The 23,398-nt window shown below is 40.3% G+C and carries 13 protein-coding genes; 4 read left to right on the forward strand and 9 right to left on the reverse strand.

What is annotated here, in order from left to right; genetic code table 11:
• Positions 1-108: 108 nt before the first annotated feature.
• Both R2S08_RS17465 and R2S08_RS17470 read left to right on the forward strand, forming a co-directional pair.
• Positions 109-2,010: a DNA topoisomerase IV subunit B gene (locus tag R2S08_RS17465; RefSeq protein ID WP_316836343.1), complete on the forward strand. Its 1,902-nt coding sequence runs from the start codon at positions 109-111 to the stop codon at positions 2,008-2,010.
• Positions 2,011-2,123: 113 nt separating this feature from the next.
• On the forward strand, positions 2,124-4,235 hold the full coding sequence (locus R2S08_RS17470; protein ID WP_316836344.1) for an ATP-binding protein: 2,112 nt from the start codon (positions 2,124-2,126) through the stop codon (positions 4,233-4,235).
• Here R2S08_RS17470 and R2S08_RS17475 read toward each other — a convergent pair.
• Genes R2S08_RS17475 through R2S08_RS17485 form a run of 3 tightly spaced genes read right to left on the reverse strand, consistent with a single transcriptional unit; the run spans position 4,232 to position 12,623 of the window.
• Positions 4,232-5,224 (reverse strand): YihY/virulence factor BrkB family protein, encoded by a 993-nt coding sequence (locus R2S08_RS17475; protein ID WP_316836345.1) that lies wholly within the window; start codon positions 5,222-5,224, stop codon positions 4,232-4,234. The two genes, R2S08_RS17470 and R2S08_RS17475, sit on opposite strands and share 4 nt — an antisense overlap.
• Positions 5,225-5,233: 9 nt before the next feature.
• On the reverse strand, positions 5,234-7,585 hold the full coding sequence (locus tag R2S08_RS17480; protein WP_316836346.1) for a BamA/TamA family outer membrane protein: 2,352 nt from the start codon (positions 7,583-7,585) through the stop codon (positions 5,234-5,236).
• A complete protein-coding gene (locus R2S08_RS17485) occupies positions 7,569-12,623 on the reverse strand; it encodes a translocation/assembly module TamB domain-containing protein (protein WP_316836347.1) in 5,055 nt (1,684 codons plus the stop codon). Before R2S08_RS17485 ends, R2S08_RS17480 begins: the two co-directional genes overlap by 17 nt.
• Before the next feature lie 190 nt (positions 12,624-12,813).
• On the opposite strand from R2S08_RS17485, the gene R2S08_RS17490 reads away from it, so the two are divergent.
• The gene (locus R2S08_RS17490) at positions 12,814-13,302 is read left to right on the forward strand and encodes a cytidine deaminase (protein WP_133780047.1); all 489 of its coding nucleotides are present in this window, start codon (positions 12,814-12,816) and stop codon (positions 13,300-13,302) included.
• Between the two features lie 105 nt (positions 13,303-13,407).
• Positions 13,408-16,350, forward strand: a complete 2,943-nt coding sequence (locus R2S08_RS17495) for a DNA gyrase/topoisomerase IV subunit A (RefSeq protein WP_316836348.1) — start codon at positions 13,408-13,410, stop codon at positions 16,348-16,350.
• Here R2S08_RS17495 and R2S08_RS17500 read toward each other — a convergent pair.
• The 6 genes from R2S08_RS17500 to R2S08_RS17525 form a co-directional block, all read right to left on the reverse strand.
• Positions 16,347-18,791 (reverse strand): bifunctional YncE family protein/alkaline phosphatase family protein, encoded by a 2,445-nt coding sequence (locus R2S08_RS17500; protein ID WP_316836349.1) that lies wholly within the window; start codon positions 18,789-18,791, stop codon positions 16,347-16,349. The two genes, R2S08_RS17495 and R2S08_RS17500, sit on opposite strands and share 4 nt — an antisense overlap.
• An 80-nt stretch (positions 18,792-18,871) precedes the next feature.
• Entirely contained in the window at positions 18,872-19,456 is a 585-nt protein-coding gene (locus R2S08_RS17505) for a HupE/UreJ family protein (protein WP_316836350.1), read from the reverse strand.
• A gap of 143 nt (positions 19,457-19,599) precedes the next feature.
• Positions 19,600-20,649, reverse strand: coding sequence for a hypothetical protein (locus R2S08_RS17510; protein WP_133780051.1), 1,050 nt, complete (start codon positions 20,647-20,649; stop codon positions 19,600-19,602).
• A gap of 230 nt (positions 20,650-20,879) precedes the next feature.
• Entirely contained in the window at positions 20,880-21,761 is an 882-nt protein-coding gene (locus R2S08_RS17515; RefSeq protein ID WP_108553148.1) for a class I SAM-dependent methyltransferase, read from the reverse strand.
• Positions 21,762-21,785: 24 nt separating this feature from the next.
• On the reverse strand, positions 21,786-22,538 hold the full coding sequence (locus R2S08_RS17520) for an ABC transporter ATP-binding protein (RefSeq protein WP_316836351.1): 753 nt from the start codon (positions 22,536-22,538) through the stop codon (positions 21,786-21,788).
• Positions 22,535-23,269 (reverse strand): MlaE family ABC transporter permease, encoded by a 735-nt coding sequence (locus R2S08_RS17525; RefSeq protein ID WP_108553150.1) that lies wholly within the window; start codon positions 23,267-23,269, stop codon positions 22,535-22,537. The genes R2S08_RS17520 and R2S08_RS17525 overlap by 4 nt, the downstream gene beginning before the upstream one ends.
• Between the last annotated feature and the right edge of the window lie 129 nt (positions 23,270-23,398).

The following is a 23,398-nucleotide window of genomic DNA, read 5'->3' on the forward strand; positions in this document are numbered from 1 at the left end:
TATCCGGGAATTTTTGATGAAGATAATGTAAAATGTGTATTTGTTGAAACTTTGTGGAGGATAAGCCCTGCTTATTCATTAAATTTGTAGTTCTACACAATAAACATCATGGCAGAACCTATTTATAACGATGACAGTATACGGTCTCTCGACTGGAAAGAACACATCAGATTACGTCCCGGAATGTATATTGGGAAGTTGGGCGATGGCTCAGCTCAGGACGACGGGATCTATGTTTTACTGAAAGAGATCTTTGATAACTCTATTGATGAGTTTGTAATGGGCTCCGGACGTACGATTGAGATGACGGTTTCTGAACACAAGGTGAATGTACGTGATTACGGAAGGGGTATTCCTTTGGGTAAAGTGATTGATTGTGTATCCAAAATTAATACAGGTGGAAAATACGATAGTAATGCTTTCCAAAAGTCTGTTGGTTTAAATGGGGTGGGTACAAAAGCGGTGAATGCTTTATCTACCAGTTTTGTTGTACAGTCCTACCGCGATGGGAAAACAAAAAAGGTAGAATTCTCTAGAGGAGAAATTGTGATCGAACATCCGATCATTGATACCACACAACGAAATGGTACAGCTATTACTTTTTATCCGGATGAAAGTATATTCAGAAATTATCATTACATATCTGCTTTTGTAGAAAGTATGGTTTGGAATTATGTTTTTCTAAATACTGGCCTTACTGTAAATTATAATGGACAAAAGTTTTTATCCGAGCGGGGACTATACGATCTTCTGCATAAAGTAGCGGATGTGGAAAGCATCCGGTATCCCATCATCCATTTGAAAGGGCATGATATTGAAATTGCAATGACGCATGGCCAGCAATATGGAGAGGATTATCATTCCTTTGTCAATGGACAACATACGACACAGGGGGGAACACATCAGGCTGCCTTTAGGGAAGCTGTGGTAAAAACAATCCGGGAGTTTTATAAGAAAGAATACGATGCTTCAGACATCAGGGCTTCTATTATTGCTGCAATTTCCATCCGGGTACAGGAACCGGTATTCGAATCTCAGACCAAGACCAAATTAGGATCGCAAAATATGGGGCCTGAGGGGCCTTCGGTACGTACTTTTATCAATGATTTTGTTAAAAAGGAACTGGATGATTATTTGCACAAGAATCAGGAAGTTGCAGATGCATTACTAAAAAGGATCCTCCAATCTGAAAGGGAACGGAAGGACATTGCCGGAATCAAGAAATTGGCCAATGACCGGGCAAAGAAAGCATCTTTACACAATAAGAAACTTAGAGATTGTAAGGTTCACTTTAATACTACACACGATAAAAGATACGAAACTACCTTATTTATTACTGAGGGAGACTCTGCATCCGGATCTATCACTAAATCAAGAGATGTGGATTGCCAGGCCGTTTTCAGTTTAAAGGGGAAACCTTTGAACTGTTATGAACTGACTAAAAAAGTAGTGTATGAGAATGAGGAGTTCAACTTGCTTCAGCACGCCTTAAATATTGAAGATGGTCTGGAAGGTTTGCACTACAACAACATTGTTATTGCAACAGATGCGGATGTGGATGGAATGCACATCCGGTTATTAATGATGACTTTCTTTTTGCAGTTTTTTCCTGATCTGGTTAGGGCTGGTCACGTTTATATTCTGCAAACTCCATTATTCCGAGTCAGAAATAAAAAAGAGACGATCTACTGCTACAGTGATGATGAACGTAAGAAAGCCATTGCAAAGCTGGGCGCAAAGCCAGAGATTACCCGATTTAAAGGATTAGGTGAAATTTCCCCGGATGAATTTGGCCTGTTTATCGGAAAGGACATCAGACTTGATCCGGTGATTCTTAAGGACCAGACCATTAAAAATCTGCTTGAATATTATATGGGTAAAAATACACCGGATCGTCAGCAGCATATTATCAGGAATTTAAGGGTTGAAAAAGATACCATTGATGACATAGTTTCCACCGAGATGCCTTTGGAAGAAGATGAGCAGGATGATGCGTTGGATGTTGCTTAATCGTAGATAGATACGTCTTTTGTTCTTTTTTTTATTTATCATTGTATTCTAATCAGATCCCTTTTGCTAGAGAATAAACAGGTTTAATATTTATTGCTGTTTGCTTTACTTTTATGACATTTGTAGCAAAGGAAAAGTCTTCTTTTAACAACATTGTAGTGCTATTCGTAGTGCTTATACTGTTCCTCTTTGTGTTTTTTTTGTTCATGAGGAGCAATAAAGTAAATGCGCTAAAGCAAAACACAGAAGCCCTTGTCAATTTGCAGGAGGATTATTCCAAAATTGACAACTTCATTTATTTACTCTATGAGGCTGAAAGTAATTCCAGATTATATGAAGCTACGGCGGATAAGCGATATATCCGTGAGTTTTTGTCTCAAATCCAAACAGCGTCTGCTTTACTCGGAGATTTGGATGCAGGTCTGGATAAAGCAGAAATAAACGAACTCAAAAACAGCATTAAACAAAAGAAATTAAACAGGGAAAGTTATTTAGAAATAAGAAAACTTACAGATAGTTTAATTGTTGGTGTGTCCAAACTTGGTCTGGTAGAAAAGCAAGCTTTACCCAAGGGTGTTGTGATACCTAAAAAACCTGCGAAGGTGCAAACCATTGTTCATATGGATACGGTCAGAAAATACTCGCCAAGGAAAAAATTCCTGGGAAGATTGTTTTCCAGTAGCAACAGCAAGGATTCCTTATTGATTGTACGAAGAGAGGAAAAGAAAATTGTCCGCTCGGAAGTGAAGGGAATCAGTGCAAAACAGCGCAAGATTTTAGATGCGTATTATAGCAAGCTCTATTCCACTACGAACAAATTAAAACCTGAAGAAATTGACATCTTATTTCTGAACCATAAACTGATTGCAGAGATCATTGCTGATTTGCAGTTGTATAAGAAAAATCAGATTGGTGAGATAGAAAAAAACAGGACTATTCTGAGTAATGAACTTTCCAGGGAAATCAGACAATTGGACAGGATTTCTGTATTAAATGCTTTGTTATTGTTGAGCCTGGTAGGATTAATTATCTATAATGTGTTTAAACTATACAGGAACGAACAATTGCTGATCACGTTAACTAAGCGCTCATCACAAGAAGTTCACCTAAAAAGTCGTTTTCTGGCCAATATGAGTCATGAACTGCGTACCCCGTTAAATTCTGTGATTGGATTTTCAGAACAATTGGGCAAAAGTAATTTGGGTATAGAACAAAAGGAACAGGTTAGGGCTATCCGGCGATCTTCTGAAATGTTATTGGAGCTGGTGAATGAGATCCTGGATTTTTCCAAATATGAGATTGGAAAAGGAAACTTCGAAGTACAGCCATTCCATCCCCTTAAAGAAATAAAAGAGGTATTTAACAGTATGCACGTTCTTGCAGAAAACAAAAATATACAGCTGGTAGATAAGGTAGTTCTTGATAAAAAGCTTTGCCTGACAGGGGATAGGCTTAGGTTAAAACAGGTGGTCATGAACTTGTTAACCAATGCGATCAAGTTTACGGCGGATGGAGAAGTGAGGCTTAGTGTTCAGTTTGACCTGGAGGACAAGCAAAAAGGTGTCTTGAAAGTTCGGGTAGAAGACACAGGGATAGGTATTGTCAAAAAGGATCTTGACTATATTTTTGATGAATTTTACCAGTCTTATTCTTCCTCGCGTTCCAAACAACAGGGGACTGGGCTGGGCTTGGCTATATGCAAGAAGATAGTAGAATTGCAGGGAGGTAAAATTGAGGTCAGCAGTGTGGTTGATAAGGGATCGGTATTTAGTTTTGAAATTCCTTTTCCTATAGTAGAAGAAACTGAAAAGGCAGAAACGCCACCTGATAAAAAGGCTGGTCCTTTGACTACTCTGGCTGGAAAAAGGATACTATTGGTAGACGACAATAAAATGAATGTCCTGCTCGCCCAAACCATCCTTAAGAAATGGGAAATGATCTATGACTCTGCTTATGACGGAAAAGAAGCACTGGATTTATTTAAGAATAACGAATATGATCTTGTACTTACAGATATCCAGATGCCGGTAATGGGTGGGGTAGAACTCACTCATGAAATTCGCTACAACGGAGGCCCTGAAAAGTCCGGTATCCCTATCCTGGGGATAACTGCACACGTTTTGCAGGAGAACAGGGATGCCTACTTAAAGGTAGGTATGAATGACCTGGTGTTAAAACCTTTCCTGGAAAAAGAACTGATAGATAAGATTAAGAAGTATATCTAGTCCTCTGCATTTGTGGTTTCATTGGGGTGTTGCGGAGGTAACACATCTACTTTCTTCTCTACAACAACCGTTTTGGTGTGTACAGCATATTTGCTTGGTTGTATTCCATGGCCATATTTCTCTGCATAAGCCTGCGTGAACTCCGCTCCAAAATAAAGAATGATCGCCGTATAATAGATCCAGAGTAAAATAACAATAATAGAACCGGCTGCTCCAAAAGCAGAGCCTGGGTTTCCCTTCTCAATATAAATGCCTATCAGATATTTACCCAAGCTAAACAGCAGGGCGGTAAATAAGGCGCCTATAATTGCAGGCCTCCATTTGATAATCACATCCGGGAGTACTTTGAATATAATGGCAAAGATAGAAGTGACTACGGCAAGCGTGAGGGCATTGGTCAGGATCAGCATAAAGAGTTCGGATACTTTTTCAATGCCAACCTTAGAAGCCAGTCCTCCAAGCTTATTGCCCAGCCCTACAACAATACTGTTTACAATTAAAGTGACCAGCAACAGAAAACCAAGTGAGGCAATCAGTGAAAAGGATAACAATCTGTTGATGATGAGTTTTTTCCAGCCTTTTTTAGGGATGGCTTTTACTTTCCATATGAGATTGATGCTGTCTTGTATTTCAACGAAAATGGCCGTAGACCCAATAATCAGGGTGGCCACACCGATAATGAGGCCAATAGTACTTCTGCCGGATAAGTTTGCATTGATCACGAAACTCTGCAATTGTCTGGTTGCCGGTTCACCAATCATATCATTAATCTCTGCAAATAGCTGGGTGTCGGGATCAAGTTTATCTCCAAAGAACAGGCTGGCTGCGGATATGATGATCATGATCAACGGCGTAAGGGAGAATATCGTATAATAGGCAAGTGAAGCACTAAGCTTGGTAACCTTGTCGTCTATAAACCCATTCCCGGCTGCTAGGAATAGATTACCCAGGGCTTTGAAAAAATGTATGATCTTTTTAATGATTGTCATGAGCTGAGATTAGAAAGGATATCCAATTCCAATGTTATAAACCAAGTTGTCTTTACGCCATCCGCTGTCTCCAAAATCAATTTCATTAAATACCCAGCGCTTGCCCGGTTCATTATAAGGTTTGCGTACAGGGAAGGCTACATCTAAACGAATGACAAAAATAGAAGCGTCAACACGCAGTCCGGCACCGGTACCCACTGCGAATTCGCTTAAAGCGTTTTTAAAATCAAAACCCGATCCCAGGCGTGGCGGTGTACCTGGGCTGTCGGCGGTGGCTGGCGTACCCAAATCCTCTTTTCTAAGCCATACGTTACCTGCATCAGCAAAAAGAGCACCATATAATCTACCCGCCAATTTGAACCGTAGCTCCGAACTGATGAGCGCCTTAATGTCTCCGCTTTGGTCTACATACGTTGTATTGGCAACTTTCGGATCATTTTTGTAATAGTAAGTTCCCGGTCCGATGGATCTGGCTGCCCATGCGCGGATATCGTTTGTTCCTCCTGCAAAAAACTGACGAACAAAGGGGAGACTGGTCTGGTTACCGTAAGCATAACCATAGCCGAGGTCTATCCGGTTTGCCCAGATTATATTCCTGGTGAGTTTGTAATAATCCCGAAAATCTGCTTCCATACGTACATACTGGTTAATCTGTTGTCCGAGTATGGCTTTTTTCCCTTCCGAATTCCTTCCGGCAAATAAGCCCCAGACGTTTCCACCAGTTTCCAGTGTACCATTAAAATAAATATTGTTCTTTCTGTAATCTTCAAACTGGTTGGTGTAGGTAAAGCTATAGTTACTTCCAATGATAAATTGTTTCTCGATCACATTTCTTAATCCGGGAATTACGTCCAGTAAACTATCCCTTTTCTTAATATCATTAGTTAAACTGGAAGTTACATAATTAACAGAAATGGGGTTGAATGCATGTTCTTTATATTGGTTTTCATTCCATTTGTAACCATATTGAGCTTTAAAGGAATTGATGTCATATAAATAACCCCGGTGAAGCCGCTGATAGGTCAAGGAAGTAATTGTTTTAGGAATATAAGCATTGGTACTGTTGATGCCTTTAAAAGGTGTAATGAACCTCGGAAAGGTTAGCTTTGCTTCCCCTGTTAGGGAAAATGAGTTTAAACCTTGCGATTGTCCACCTACCTGGGTCTCGAAACCACCGCTTGCACTTAAATCCAGCTGTTCGGCACCCCTGAACAGATTTCTGGTCGTTTGGGTAACTTTTACTTCTGAGCCCATAAAGTTGTTCGACTTACTTGTTCCTGTTACTGAAAAGGTAAGGGAGTTCTTTTTTAGCGGGGTAAGAAAGATATTCAGATCCAGCTGGTCGTTCTTAAAACTGTCGAGAGGGATGAATTCTGCTTTTACGGATTGAAAAACCCCGATATTGACCAAACGGTTCAATGTTTGACTGTGGTCTTTTCTATTGTACAATTCTCCTTTTTTGAAGAAAACCAACCGGTTAAAAAGCGGGTCTTTAAACGTATGTTTAGGATCGTAAATTTTAAAGTCATTGTAAACAGAAGGCGTAGAATTTCTTAATGCACTGTCTCTTCTGATGGTATAATTAGGGTAGATATTGATGTTGTTAATGGTATAAGGCTTAAGCCCGGCATCTGGAGCAATTTCTTTAACCCGGATCCGGATGTCTACCAATTGTTTTCCAACTGTACTGTCCACCTGAAGGATCAGATAATCTGGGCTAAAATAAAAATAACCATTTTCTTTAAGGTCATTATCTATGCGGATACGTTCATTTTTAAATAGATCAAGATCATAATTATTGCCCGGTTTTAACAAGGTTTTTCCTTTATTGTTGTTGACAATTTTAGCGAGTGCACCGCTGCTGTCGGGAGGGAAAGAAACACTGTTGATCTTATACCTGATTCCTGTATTTGCAGTGTAGACAGCTTTCCCTTTTTTTCCTTTAACAACCGTGTCACCTATAACATCAGACTGAAGATAACCCTGACTGATCAGGTAGCTTTTAAGTACAGCGTTGTTATACGGGATTTTTACCTGGCTTAATAATACTGGAGGTTCACCCATCTTGGTGCGCAGCCAATGCCGGAAACCTTTGGGTTTCTTCGGTTCTCCGGCCAGGTTATAAAAACCAAGTTTGTATTTAATTCCCAAAATTGATTTATTAGGAGCAGGCCGGGTCTTCTCCTCCAGTGTGCTTTTGACCTCTTTCTGATCTGCAATTCTTACTGAAGAATCAGGATTGATCTTTACTTCGGCCCCGGTGTATAAAATCTCTCCCGGCTTGAGTCCCTTGGTACTGCTGCAGGCAGCCCAAATCATACAACTCAGTATACATAGGATCGGTTTAATTCTTTTTTTCATCTTTTGGCTTCTGTTCTACTCTGTTTCTTTTCTTTTTGGAAAATTTTTGAAATACTTCTCTGAATTTGTTGTAGTCTACCACAAGGGCGAAACCAACACCAGTTTCTATCAGCTGACCTTCAATAACACCTTCTGTTTGATTACGGCGATATGCCCTTAAACGGTATTTTCCGTCTTTGGAAAGCAGGTATTCGATATTGACGTTTCCGGCAATATTGGTTGAATTTCCCTGCTGCTGACCTTCTATCCCGAAAGAACTGCCCACGGTCACAATCAGCCTGTCGCTTAATAATTTTTTAGACAAACCTACTTCAAGAGCTGTATTGTTGGCAACTTGCCCGGAACTGTAATCTTGTGAAGAATTAATGCCAAAATTAATATCTACCCCTTTTACCAGATCTGAAGCCAGATTATTGAGTTGTTCTGTGAGGAGTTTACTTACACTTGACCGCGCAAAATCAGTAACCAATCCGTTGCCATTTCCGCCAAGGCTTTGGAACGGGTTATCTGCAATGAACCTGCCCAGAACAAGTAGAGCAAATACCTGTTTGTTTAGCTCACCTTCGTCGCTGTTCAAGGCTTGAAGTCGGCCGTAAACGGATCCACCAATAGCGCCTCTCTCATTTTCAGGTAAATCTATCTTAAACTTAATGGTAGGCTTAAGCAGTTCTCCGGTCATCATCAGGTATACCTGGAAAGGTAGTTTGTTTTTTGCTTCATTATTGCTCGGATCATTTAGCAGATCTGCAGGAGGAGCACTAACTTCGTACAAAGCTGTTAAATCTACGTTTGCACTGGTTGGATCGCCAGTCCATACAATATTGCTGCCTTGTTGTAATTTGAAACTCTTCTTAGCCGGTCCTACGGTAAGGTTGTAACTTCCATCGGAAACATCGTAACGGCCCGTCAGACTGGTTTTTCCGCTTGGATCCATTGTAGCGGTCAGATTAGCCTGTCCTTTTACTTTTAGTGCATCGCCATTGCCAGGATCAACCACGACGTTAAGTTCCGCACCCGGATCAATTTGAATGGTCGCACTTAGATTTATGCCCTTTATTGGGGCCTTACTGATAGAATCCTTTACTGAAAGTGCCTTTTTGCCATTATATGGAGGAGCACTAAAGTCAACAAATTGTACGATACCTTCCTGATCGATTACTGTAGGGTCATCAGGAGGCATAGCAAAGAAGAATTTGGTTTTGTCCTCTACTTTAATATTCATGTTTACATCTGGCTGGTTCAGATCGCCGCGCACTTTAATGTTGCTGGTGAGGTAGACAGTACCATAGATCATTTCATTGTCTGCAGAAGTAGAGTTCAGCGCTCTGAAATTATTGGTTCGGATGTCCATATTGAATTTGAAGTCCCGGTAATCGGAAGTTAAAATTCCTCCGGTAATTACGGCTTTTTGATTCAAGGAATCCAAAATTGTAAATTTATTGAAATTGATACCGGTATCTGTAAAGCTGATGGTTTCGTCAGGCATTCTGAAGAAAGAATTTACATAAGCCACATTGAAGCCAGCCTGGTTGAACTTAATATCGCCTAATACTTTTGGTGCGTCCAGTGAGCCCTTAACAGATAGTTCCCCACTCACCGTACCCGTACCTTTTCTGATCTGTCCCATAGAAAGGCTTTCTATGGCTTTGAGGTCTATCTTATCAATATTCAGTGTCAGATCCAGAGCACTTTGCGGCGCGGTATAATAGAAGCCACTTGCCCGAAGTTCATGAACACCCGATAAAGCGATATTGGTTTCATAAGCATTCTCCGTGTTGTTGTTCACTGCAATTCTTAGGGTACCCAGCATATCTTTCTGGTACCGTAAGTGGTCAACGGTTAAATTGGCTTCAAATTTAGGTGTATTCACCAGATCTTTAACATTTACAGTTCCGTTAATTGAGCCACCAACAAGGGCGCTGTCTGCCTCTGCAAAACGGGTAAGTGTTTCTATTCTGAAGTCTTTAAATTCTACCTTAAGGGGGGCATTTGGGATATTGCTTTCACTATTGATACGCAACTCCTGTCCGCCGTTACTGATGTTAAACTGATTGGCGAGGATACCTGATTGTCCAAACTGAAGATAATTTTCTGGCGCTACAACCCACTTGTCGTAGTTAAGTAATAACTTTTGAGGATCCAGGCTAAATCTGTAATCCTTGTTGATAGATTTAAAGAGTCCTCCCAAAACGTATTTGTCTTTGCGTTTGCTATCGCGCAGATAGATGTTCAAATTCAGGTCATTATTTACTGCGGCTCCGCTGATTTCATTGTTGAAGAAAGCCAGTGACGGGCTCTGCAGACTCTTTATAGTCAGTTTATAATTGAGTTTCTGATTGTCATTATTGACATTCAGCCGGGTACTGTCTATTTTATAAGTCCCATAAACCACCTGCGGAAAAGAGATATTCATCATCAAGCTGTCTTTTTGTGTATCCAGCAAGCCATTCATTCTGGCAGGGGCAAAGTTGGTCAGTTCCGGAACAAAGTTTTTTAAGATTTTAGGGTTGTAAAAATTCACGTAAAATCTGAAACGCTGGTCTGGAATTTTGGTTACCTGGCCAAACTGGTAATATTTGTTGATCTGGTTGATCACTGCAGCGCCTAAATTGGTCAGCTGATATTTGCCGTCAATCTTTGCTCTTAAGAATTCAGACTTCAAAGTAAGCAGGTTATGAGTTGCTGAAGCTTCAGAATGGACCAAAATGGTGTCCACATTAAAACGCTGGCCTTCTTTTACCACCTGCAAACCATTTACAGCAACATCACCATTTAGATAATCCGGATCTGCTGTTTGTATATCTGCTTTGATTAAGCCAGCCAGTTTAAATTCTGTCGTGCTAAAATTAAGCTTCTGGAGGTCTACCTGTTTCAGATCTGCATTGGCTTTAACAGCGGGATACTTACCTGCCATATCTACCAGTGCCTTCAGGCTAAAATTGATATTGGTGTCGGCCATACTGCCTTTAATATCAAGTTTTTGGGCCATATAGGTACCACTCAGCAGCAGGTTTTTGTAGGTGTACTTGTTGTAATAGGCATTGACTACCTGTGCGTTGAAGCTGGCAGCCGCTTTTTTCGCATCAAGACCCGTACCTTTAACAGAAGCTTTTGCTGTCAAGCGGCCTAGCTGTGGCTGCATTTTCAGTAGTCTGCCCACATTGAAATTCTTCAGATCGACATCAGCTGTATAACTTTCTTTGCCTTTAGGACCTTTCATGGAAGCCAGTAATCTGGCCGATCCCATATCGGTATTGATGTTAAATCCAGTGTTGAAATTGGTCATTGACCCCTTGAATTTTCCTGTTGCACTTATCGCATTAGGCAAGGTAATGTTAGAAGGGAGCGATTTCTTAGGGATCAACACCAAAAGATCACTTTTGGTGAGCGAGAATTTTTTAATATTAAGGTCCAGAAAAGTTTTATTCACATCAGGCAGGCCTTTTGCTGTACCATTAATGTCAATCTGAGTGCTTTTCAATCCGGTAATCTGTAAGCTTGGAATCACCAGGTTATTCATATAACCATGAGCAACAGCATTAATCTTGATTTTTTCGTTCCGGTAATTTGCCGGAACAGCGTCGCTAAAATAAGCAGCGTCTTTTAGACCTATAGTTGTGTTTTTAACCTGAAGATAGATTTTTACACGTTCCGGATGTTTGGTCAGGTCATCCATAGAGGTATAATTGAGCTGAGTATTGTTTTCTATGGTGGTATTTGGAGTTTTCACCAGTAATTTGCTGACTTTAATCTGCTTATCCGAATAAACAACTTCTCCTTTAAGTTGTTTCAGTTCGAAACCGCTCTTTTCCACAAATTTTCCATCTTTTACATTTACTTTAATCCCTGCATCGCTGTAGGCAAGTCCTTCGGCGTTCAAACCCAGGTTTTTTATCCTTAAATGGTTGTAGTCCATTCCTTTTACGGGTTTAGCCGCCAGATTGTCAAATTGAACATTATTTTCCGTCAAACTCAGGTTTTTGATCAGAAGTGCAAGAGGGGAGGATGCTGCAATTGTATCTTTTGTATTCTTTGCATTTTTTGCCGGGCTTTCTGGTTTGAAGGCAAAATGTATATCTGATTTGTTCAATATGGCCTGATCCGCCTCATATTTTCCCTTCGTTACATCTGCAAGAAGTTTGGTCATAGAGAATTCCTGGAGGTTCAGATTGGCTTTGGTACTATTTGCAGCCATTCCAAAGATGACCTTTGAATCATTGATCTTTGCTTCCTCCACTTTGTATTTATTATTGGTCAGATCAATGATCAGTTGAGTTAAAGCCAGTTTGTTCAAATCAACATCCGCATCCATTTTCGACAACTGATCCTTAAACAGAATTTTTACATTGTTAAAAGCAAAATCCTGGATTTCAACCAGGGGAAGTTTTCCTGTGGCAGTTTTTGCAGTGTCAATACTGTGCTCTAAATGGGCTTTTAGCTGGGTGAGGGGTTTTTGCTGCAGATAACTTAAAGAAGTATTCTTTAAATTGAGTTCTTTGATCACGTAATGCTGGTGGTCCAGATCAAAATCTTTTATCCTTGACGTAAATTCACCTAAATGCAGCTTTACATTATTTCCGGCTACATCATCCCGATATACAATTCCGATGTCTTTCAAGGAAATTTTATCTAAGGAAAACTTCAGGGTTGAGGTGGTGTCTTTCTTTACCTCTTCGTCAGGTTTTTTCTGTTCTGACATAAAAGCGTCTGCAAGAAAGGAGAAATTGAAGGTGGTGTCCGGATGGACCCGGGTAACGTTTGCCCTGATTTTTTCCAGCTCGATGTTGTTGATCTCTACTTTATTGCTGAGGAGTTTAAGCAGGCTGATGTCTACGGCTAATTTCTGCGCGTATAGTAGGGTGTCTTTTTTCTGATCCTCAATATAGAATTTATTAAGTACGATGTCTTTTGGAAAAGCGATTTTGATACTTTCCAGGCGAACTTCAGTATGTGTTTTGTTTTTGAGGTAGCTGATGGCCTTATCTTTTACAAAGTTTTGGACAGCAGGAATGTTTAAAGAGAGTGCAATTGATACCATCAATACAATAATTATGGATAGAATCCATAAAATAACCTTTAAACTTTTACGTAGATATTTATTCAAGTGAAATACAGATTGATTGATTAATGATAAGAAATTTTAACTAAAATCATGCCATTGAATTGCGTTTATTGATAGATGGAACAAAGATTTTGGTTGTTTTGTTTAGAAATATGTATGTTTAAATATGAATAAATTGAATTTGACGATCAATTATGAATCTTATAAAGACTTTAATGATCTGGAGGAGAGGGACCAAATACTCTGTGCAAAATCTGAAGAGGCCCTGGGAAGTTCCTATTCGCCTTATTCCGGATTTAAAGTAGGGACGGCTATACGCCTTGCAGATGGAAGAATTGTTTTGGGCAGTAACCAGGAAAATGTGGCATATCCGTCTGGCCTTTGCGCAGAACGTGTGGCGTTGTTTGCTATTGGGGCAACACATCCTGGAGTTGAAATAGAAAGTATGGCCATTACAGCTTATACGGGCCATTTTAAAATAGAAAAACCCATAACCTCTTGTGGTGCCTGCCTGCAGGTCATGGCTGAGTTTGAGCAAAGGCAGAAAAAAGAGATTGAGGTTTTGTTTTACTGTATGAACGGGGAGATTTTAAAGGTAAAAGGAATACGGAGTTTATTGCCATTTGTGTTTATTGAAGATCGTTTATCAGGCTGATTTCAGATGATTTTGCTTATCTTTGCGTTCTCAATGAATTGTTAAAAACTTCTGTTCAGAAATTTCAATTCATCAGTTATATTTACAACATCCAACATCATTTTAATGAGCGAAGAACTAGAAGAAAACGTTAACGAAGAAAATAAGCACAACATAATCCCTATCAACGGGCTTTATGAAAACTGGTTCCTCGATTATGCTTCTTATGTAATCCTGGACCGCGCAGTTCCCCATATTAATGACGGGTTAAAACCCGTACAGCGCAGGATCATGCATTCACTGAAAGAGATGGATGACGGGCGTTTCAATAAAGCCGCGAATGTAATTGGTAATACGATGAAGTACCATCCCCATGGAGATGCCTCCATCGGAGACGCTATGGTACAGATTGGACAGAAAGACCTGCTGATTGACTGTCAGGGAAACTGGGGTGATCCTGTAACTGGTGACAGTGCGGCGGCCCCGCGTTATATAGAAGCCCGCCTTTCTAAATTTGCTAATGAAGTTGTTTTTAATGCCGATACAACCATCTGGCAGCTCAGCTACGATGGAAGAAATAATGAACCCCTAACTCTGCCTGTAAAGTTCCCTTTGCTGTTGGCACAGGGGGCAGAAGGAATTGCTGTCGGTTTAGCCACAAAGGTTATGCCGCACAATTTCGTAGAGTTGCTGAATGCTTCTATAGAAGTTCTGAAAGGTGAACGGCCCAATATTCTTCCTGATTTCTTTACAGGAGGTATGGCCGATTTTTCTGCCTATAACGAAGGAATGAGAGGAGGAAAGGTCAGAGTGAGGGCTAAGATCACGGAAAAGGACAAAAAGACCTTGGTGATCACAGAAATTCCTTTCAGTACCACTACAGGTTCTGTAATTGACAGCATCTTGTCTGCAAATGATAAAGGCAAGATCAAGATTAAGAAAATAGAAGACAATACTGCTCAGAACGTAGAAATTGTAATTCAACTGGCGCCGGGTATCTCTCCGGATGTAACTATTGATGCACTGTATGCATTCACGTCCTGTGAGGTGTCCATTTCACCAAATACCTGTATCATTAAGGAGGATAAACCTCATTTTATGAGTGTTAATGATATCCTTATTGAGAATACAAAACACACGAAGGCGCTGTTGAAACAGGAACTGGAAATCCGTCTTTTCGAACTGGAAGAGAAGATTTTCTTTAGTTCTTTGCTGAAAATCTTTATCCAGGAGGGGATGTATAAACATCCTGATTATGAGAACTCCGGCAATTTTGATGGTGTTGTTGAAGTGTTAAATGTATTGTTTGAGCCATTTAAGGCAAAACTATACAGAGCGATTCTTCCGGAAGATTTTAAGAAGCTGATCGATAAGCCGATGAGCAGCATTACCCGCTTTGACGTTAAAAAGGCGGATGAGCAGATGAAAGCCCTGGAAGATGAAATCAAGGTGGTTAAAAATCACCTGAGACATCTGACGGATTATGCAATTGCCTGGTACCAGAAATTAAAAGACAAATATGGTAAAGGCCGCGAACGTAAAACCGAAATCCGTTTGTTCGACAGGGTGGAGGCTTCTAAAGTAGCCCTGGCCAATGTCAAATTGTATATGAATATTGCAGATGGGTTTATTGGAACCGGTTTGCGAAAAGATGAGTTTATTGCAGATTGTTCTGATCTGGATGAGATTATCGTATTCAGGGAGGATGGAAAATGCATCATTACCAAGGTTGCGGATAAAACCTTTGTTGGCAAGGGCATCATCCATGCGGCGGTATTTAAGAAAGGCGACGAGCGCACCATTTATAATATGATTTATAAAGATGGAGCGAGCGGGATTTCATATATCAAACGTTTTGCTGTGGTAGGTGTAACCCGCGACAAGGAATATGATCTGACCAAAGGAGGTAAGGGATCCAAAGTGCTTTACTTTACTGCAAATCCTAATGGAGAAGCAGAGATTGTGAATGTTCAACTTAAACCACACACCAAGCTGAAAAAGCTGGTGTTTGACCTTGATTTTGCAGAAATTGCAATTAAAGGCCGTGCCTCACAGGGAAATATTGTATCCAAGTACCCGATTAAAAAGATCATCTTAAAGACTAAGGGGGTATCTACCTTATCCGGACTGAAGATCTGGTATGATGACTTGTTGCGCCGTCTTAATGTAGATGGCAGAGGGAAATATCTTGGAGAATTTGATGGTGACGACAAAATACTGCAGGTGCATAAAGACGGTTGGTATGAACTCAGTACTTTTGAGCTGAGTAATCACTTTGACGCTGACTTGGTCCTGATCCAGAAATTTGATCCGGAAAAACCTTTCACGGTTGTACAATATGAGGGTAAAGCCAAGAACTACTTCATAAAGAGATTTCTTTTCGAAAGCATTGGCGTTGGTAAAAAACTCAGTCTGATCAGCGAAGAGCAGGGCTCGAAGTTTGTTTACCTGACGGGTAACCCTGCCGCCAGATTAACGGTGGACGTACTGAAAGGTAAAACGCAAATTCCCGAGACACTGGAAATTGTACTGGCCGAATTCATCGATGTGAAAGGCATCCGCGCCAATGGAAACAGAATGACACCTCACGATGTTAAAAACATTGAAATTTCGGATCATAAAGAAATCGAACCGACAGATGAGACCATTGTTTCCCCGGATACAGATCAGTCTGCAGAGGAAATAACAGAAGCTGATGTTTCAGGAGAGGAAGAACAAGCGCCTGCAGAGGAGACGCCAGCGGAAATCGAACCAGAGCTTCATGCAGAAGTTTTGGAGGTAATAGAAGAAACCGAAGTTATTGAAGTCCAGGAAGTGGCTGTTGCGGAACCTGAACCTCTAGCAGAAGAAGAGATTAAGCCAGCAGAGCCACCAGTTAAGGCAAAACCGAAGTTTGTGAGTCAGAAGCCGGCTGAGGCACCGGGACCTGAACCGGTTAAAAAAGCAAAAGCTGTTAAGGAAAGTACAGGAGATGAAGAGGAACCGGTTGTTAAAAAGAAAATTAAATTCGAGATCACCAATCCGGATGATGTTGATATTGATGACAAAGGGCAATTGGGATTATTCTAATCGTCATCATCTTTTTTCTTGTGCTCCAGGTTCACAAAAGCACTTCTTCTTGGGGGTGGCATAATGGAATGTTCCCCTTTTATTGATTTCCAGATCACTTCATTAAGATCAAGATCAGGAGCGGAATCTTCTTTTGCAAAGTTCCATTTTTCTGAACGTTCCATGCTTTTGTTTTGGACCAGGTTACGTTGTTCCATGTCAATAAGAGCAGGTTTAGCCTTGTAGGGGCTCAAGTCAGGTTTGCTGGTAAAACAACCGAATAAGGGCATGGCAGCAGCGTCGTATTGGCTCATAGGAGGAAGTCCCAGGATGAGCTCCATTGTTCTCAGTATGCCGGAGGTAGAGTACATGGTATGATTTATACTGCCTTTTTTAATATATGGACTAATTACAAAGGCAGGTGAACGGTGCGCATCAATATGATCGGGGCCATTTTGTGCATCATCTTCCAAGACAAAAACAGCAGATTCGGCCCATATAGAGCTTTCAGAAAGATGTTCTATCAATTGCCCCAATGCCAGATCGTTATCTGCGACTGCTGCGGTAGGGCTGATCTTTCCTTTTTTCTGGCCACTGGTGTGATCATTTGATAAACGTATAGTATTGAATTGAGGAACTGCATTCACAGACAGTAAGGAGTCGAAGTCCTTTTTCCAGACTCTTACCCGTTCCACATCTTTTATATCCAGATTGAAACCTGGAGCGTCCTTGCATATATGTCCCTCCAGCGACTTGATGTTTGCTTTCCCATTGTCGGCAAATTCTCCGTAGCTTCTGTAAGACAATCCTGCCCGCTGGCAATAATCCCAAATAAAGCCATCTTTAGGGTATGCGATTTTCCTGCTGCCCTCAAAATCATAATTTCCGCCCCGGCCACCATAACTAATTGGCCAGGTTTTTTCTACAAAATCAGTCGCATAGGCGGCCGTACTCCAATTGTGGCCATCAGCGCTTACCTCTGCATCCACATAAAAATTATCTAGTAGCACAAATTCACGGGCAAGGGCATGATGATTTGGTGTGTTTTTCTCAGGAAAAATACACAAAGCCGGATCTCCGTTGCCCTCTTTCATATCTCCTAGAACCTGGTCATACGTACGGTTCTCTTTAATGATATAGAATAGGTGTTTAATGGGTGATTTCTGCCCCGCCTGAGTTGGAATGATCAGATCATCGTTGCCAGGAGCCTTCGATTCTTTCTGCAAAGTAAATGGAGAATTGGCATAAACCTGGTTGGAATAGGTTTTGAGTTTTGCCTCATCAGGCTGGTCTATAAACGATAGTGTGCCTTTAAAAAGTCCGCCAATATATTGCACGTCTTTTTTTTCTGTAGAGCCTTTCTGGTAATCACTGTCGTCTTTTTTAATAGGTTGGGGGCCATTGGGATTTGCCATAGAAGAGAAGCCTTTTCCATTGGAAACCAGTAGCTTGTTTTTTAAGATTTTTAAACTCGTTGGATACCATCCGGTTGGGATGAATCCTTTGCTTATGCTTTTTCCTGGCGTACTCACGTCAAAAACCGCAAGACAGTTATTATCTGCATTGGCAATATATAATATCTTTCCATTTGGGGATAAAGCCAAGCCATTGGTTGTTGAACCGGTTAATTTTGTTGGATATAAAGACGCTGAAATAGATTCAACGGACTTTCTTGTCCGAAGATCTATGATGGTAACGGAGTTTGAGTTTGCATTAGCTACAAACAAATTTTTTCCATTTTTGCTAAGCAGCAATTCGTTTGGATGGCTTTCTGTTGGTATTTCTCCACTCAGCGTACCGGTTTTTGTGTCATAAACAGCAACCTCGTCACCACCCCATAAGGAGATATATAACGCTGATCTGTCAGCAGACAAAATGCAGCTGTAGGCTTCGTGACCCAACTCCATTTTTTTTTGGACTTTCCTGCTCAAAAGATCAATGATATAAAGGGAATTATCTTCTTTGGTTACCGTATATAAAAGATGTTTTGAGTCATCCACTTCAATACCTGTGGGACTGATTTTATTCTTAGGCCATGCTTTTCCCAGAGAAAGGCTATCCGGCTTTTCAAATTTATTATTTTTTAGAGGGTAGGCCAGAATAATATTGTCGTTTCCTCCCGATACATATAGTATTTTATCATTGTCGCTAAACTTCAGGCCATACCACGATTTACCAATGCTCACCTCATCCAGTAGCTGTTCTGTTGTAGGATCGATTAGTTGCAGGCTTTGTTTTCCTTGTCCATTGTTGGTTACCGCAAGGAGTTGTTTGGAGTGCGACAGTTGAATATTTAAGGGGAGATCACCTAATTTAAGAGATCTTCCCGCCGGAGTCAATGACCAGCCGTTAGGCAACAGTATTTTATCTGCAGAAGGGTTGTTGGTGGGAAGCTGTGCTGAGGCATTATTCAAAAATGCAGAAGCAGCAAGGCAGATAAATAATCCGAACTTTAAATTCATTGAAAAATGATTTATGAACTGTAAAGGTAGATAAATGTTGAGCTTAGCGGATATCTGAATAAAAACTTAATGAAAAGTTATTATAGAAGGGCATGAAGGCGTTCTGCCGCCATGACAAAGGAGATCCCGAATACGGCCGAGGATAGAAAGAATGTCCAGTCCCATTTCTTTATTTTTATGACCCAGATCAATATAAAGGAAACGATTAATGTTCCTGCAACTATGATGACCTGACCAAACTCAAGGCCTACATTGAAGGCAAATAATTCGGCTACGATGCTGGAACTTTTTCCCAGAATCGTTTTCAGGTAATTGGAAAATCCCATGCCATGGATTAATCCAAAGAACAAAGCAAGAATGTATTTAAACTGAACTCCATTCTTTTTGGGCTTTTTGTTCAGGATATTGGAGGCTGAAGTGATCAGTATGGTGAGCGGGATTAAAAATTCGACCAGGGGTGTATTAATGTGGATATAGTTGAGCACACTCAGGGCTAATGTAATGCTATGCCCAACCGTAAAAGCAGTGACAAGGATCAATACTTTTTTCCATTCAGAAATACTATAGGTACCACACAGAACCATTACAAATAGGATATGATCATATCCGCGCCAGTCAAGAATATGCTGCCAGCCCAGCTGAAAATAAAGAGAAAAATCTTGCATGAATTACCAAATTCGTAATTAAAATTAAATTAAACAAGAAAATGTTTAATTGTGAGTTGTTCTTTAGGCAGAGATTACAATCAGCTTTAACATAAAAAAACGTGCCTCGATTAAAAGGCACGTTTTTTTATGTTCTAAATGATTTATTGGTATTGAATATAAATCGGCTTAGGTTTTAATTTTAACAATTCCTCTGGTGTCATCATCTTGTTTGGTGCTTTTTTCAAATCATTCTTGTAGAACAATTTAAAGCCAGTGAATTGCACCGGTTCAGAAAAGATGAAGTGACGGTAAGTTCCTTTTTTTAACTCAGGTTCGCCCCATCCATCCATATGCATCACGATCTGAACTTCAGGACGTAATTTTATGTTTTGGTAATTGGTTACCATTTTTTTAGTAAAACGGTGAACAGTAAATACTTTTGGTGGGAGATTGTGCTTTTTAACAATATCGGCAAGGTATTGAGAAACATAATTGATATCTGCCGCATCATAAGTGCCTATTTTTTTGCCCGGAAGAGATCCGTCTTTCATCGAAAATTCCGGATCTATACCCAAATGTACAAAAGGAAGTTCCAGGTATTTTTCAATATGTGGCAATTCTGCTCTGATGTTACTTAGCGCGACCTGAAGATCTAAAAATACAATCGTATTTGGACGCATCCTGGCAATACTTAAAACAGAATCAATTTGTTTATTAGCCATACGGTTAATATACTTTCCGTCTTTGCCTGGAGTACCGCTTGCTACGGCAGCAATATAATGCAGTCCAGGCTGTACAGGCGTAGTTGGATCTGCTTTTTCCCAGTGCTTTACTTCTTGGTCAAGTCTTCTCCACATTTCTTTAGGAGCATATTCTCCGAGAGCACCCATTTTTTTAGAATGCAGGTTGCCATAATAAACCACAATCCTTTTAAAAGGCAAGATTGCTCCGGCCAGGGGATAAGGTTGTTTTTTTACCGGCCATTTGCCTGTCGTATCGCCATTAGCCAGTTCTTTCAGTATAGCGTTATATTTAGCCGTATCAATAGGCTTCCTTTCTATTTCTTTCTGAATTTTTGTGGTGTCCTCTCCGGCAGCAGAGGCTGTTTTAGTTTGTCCGTTTGCTTTTTTAGCATCTGAATTGCAATTGGCGAATAATCCAATCGTTAGTATTCCAATTAAGAATGTTCCCGCTAGGTAAGGTAGTTTCATGCTACAAAAATACACAATCATCTGACTTCTCCTAATTCCGGATATTTAAAGATTTATACCAGCTGTTTTATAGCTGATATTGGATATTTCAAATCTACATAGTTCAGCAGAGTATATTTTTTAAAACAAAGTATATCTAATTTGGTTATTTAACCTGTGTATATAAATGTGTTAGGAGTAAGGTGCCCGAAGTTCAGTTTGGGCACCTTATTTATGAGTATAGGATCAAATTAAAAGCTGTTGAATTTACCGAATACACCCAGGGGTAGTTTAATACCCGAAGTAGCTTGTAAATACAGTTCGCCTGTTTCCAGATTTCTAACCTGGGGAAAGGAAGTTTTGATCAGGTTTTCCACAATAACAGAAGAGAAGCCAAGAGAATACGTATTCAGGATCAGGAAATGTTCTTTTTCATCCAGGAGCTGTACTACATCCTGCATCATTTCCTGGATATGATCTTCCAGTTTCCATTTTTCTCCGTTTGGCCCATGACCAAAAGCTGGTGGATCAAGAATGATTCCATTGTATTTTTTGCCCCGCTTTAATTCCCTTTTTACAAATTTAAGTGCATCTTCTACAACCCAGCGCACATCACTCAATTTAGAAAGTTCCTGATTTTCATTTGCCCAGTTGACAACTTGTTTAATAGAGTCAACGTGAGTTGTATCTGCTCCGGCAGCTTTGGCAATTAAAGAAGCCGCTCCGGTATAGGCAAATAAGTTAAGGACTTTTGGTACAGGTGTTTTGAATTTTTTAACACAAGAGGAAATATAATCCCAGTTCACAGCCTGCTCTGGAAATACCCCTACATGCTTAAAGGAAGTTAGTCCTAAGCGGAGGTTGATCGTTACATCATCATTTTTATATTCCACATTCCATCTTTCAGGCAGTTGCTGTGCACTTTTTATCCACTCGCCCGTAGTAGCTGTACGGCCTTTAAACCTAATGTGTGTCTGTTTCTTCCAGGCTTGCTCTGAAAGCGTTTTTTTCCATACAGCCTGGGGCTCGGGTCTGCACAAGATCAGGTTACCAAAGCGTTCCAGCTTTTCAAAGTCACCACAATCAATCAACTCATAATCTTTCCAGTGTGTGGGGGTTAATAAGCTTATCATAAATGTATTTGTCAATAAATTATCTTAAAATTTCTCTTTTGCCGCTTTCATAAACCGACTGGCAAAAACGAAATCATTGAGTTCCTGGATATCGGTATGGGCAATTTCTTTGTTAGAACCTTCCCAGAATTTTTTGCCTTCATGCAGGAACATTATATAGTCTCCAATCCCCATTACGGAGTTCATGTCGTGTGTAACTACAATCGTTGTTGTATTGTATTCTTCGGTCAATTCCTTGATCAGCTCATCAATTACAATAGAAGTTTTTGGATCCAGTCCTGAATTGGGTTCGTCGCAGAACAAATATTTTGGGTTCATGGCGATGGCCCTCGCAATACCTACACGCTTTTTCATTCCTCCGGAAAGTTCTGCAGGGAACAGTTTGTTTTTTCCTTCCAGGTTTACCCTGTCCAGACAAAAATTAACACGGTCCAGTTTCTCACTTCTTGGTTGTTCAGTAAACATATTCAGCGGAAACATAATATTCTCCTCAACTGTCATGGAGTCAAAAAGTGCAGAACCCTGGAAAAGCATGCCAATCTCTTTCCTGATTTCTATACGTTCTTCAAAACTCATTTGAGTAAATTCTCTTCCATCATATTCTACGGAACCCGTTTCCGGATGATGTAATCCGATCATGCATTTTAGAAGCGTTGTTTTACCAGAGCCTGAGCCACCTATGATCAGATTAGTTACCCCAGCTTCAAATTTCCCTGAAATACCTTTTAAAACTTGGTTGTCGCCGAAAGATTTGTGAATGTCCTTGATTTCGATCATAATAAAAGTTGAGTTACAATATAATCACAAGCTAATATCGCTATACAGCTTACTACAACAGCTCTTGTACTGGCCTGTGCCACCTCAAGTGCGCCACCTTTTACATAAAAACCTTCGTAAGCAGGCACTGAGGTAATAATGAAACCAAATACAAATGCCTTAACCAGAGAAACTGTAATGGTATAAGGATTAAAATCAGTAGTGATTCCCTGAATATACTCAGAAGGAGATACCGCTCCGGATAATGTGCCGCCAATATAACCACCAGTAATGCTCAGTACCATGGCGAAGATGACCAGCAAAGGCACCATGGTGATGCCTGCAAGGATCTTAGGTAAGATGAGGTATCCCGGGGAATTTATTCCCATAATTTCCAGTGCATCAATCTGTTCAGTAACCCGCATAGTCCCGATTTCTGAAGAAATAGCCGATCCGATTTTGCCGGCCAGAACAATGGCGCTGATGGTTGGGCTTAATTCCAGAATACTGGAATCCCGGGTTACAGAACCAATCACGGTTTTTGGAATAAAATCGCTCACCAGCTGGAAAGCAATCTGAAGTGTCATTACAGCTCCGATAAAGGTTGCAATGATACTGATCAGACCCAGAGAACCAACTCCGATAAAGTCCATTTGCTGAAAAACAGCTTTCATATAGATCTTTGTCTTCTCAGGTTTTCTAAATACGGCCTTTAACAGGAGGATATACTTGCCAAAGTTTGTGAAATTCATTTATAGAAGATTAAGCGGATTGTAAATACAATATTAATACAAAGAAACAATAAAAAATGTTGTGGGTTTCTATTATTTATCAAAAACTCTGTTTGAGGTTATAGCAAAACGGGATCTGCACCTTCGTAT

The organism is Pedobacter nutrimenti, from assembly GCF_032678445.1.
In the GTDB taxonomy this organism is placed as follows: Bacteria; Bacteroidota; Bacteroidia; order Sphingobacteriales; family Sphingobacteriaceae; genus Pedobacter; species Pedobacter nutrimenti_A.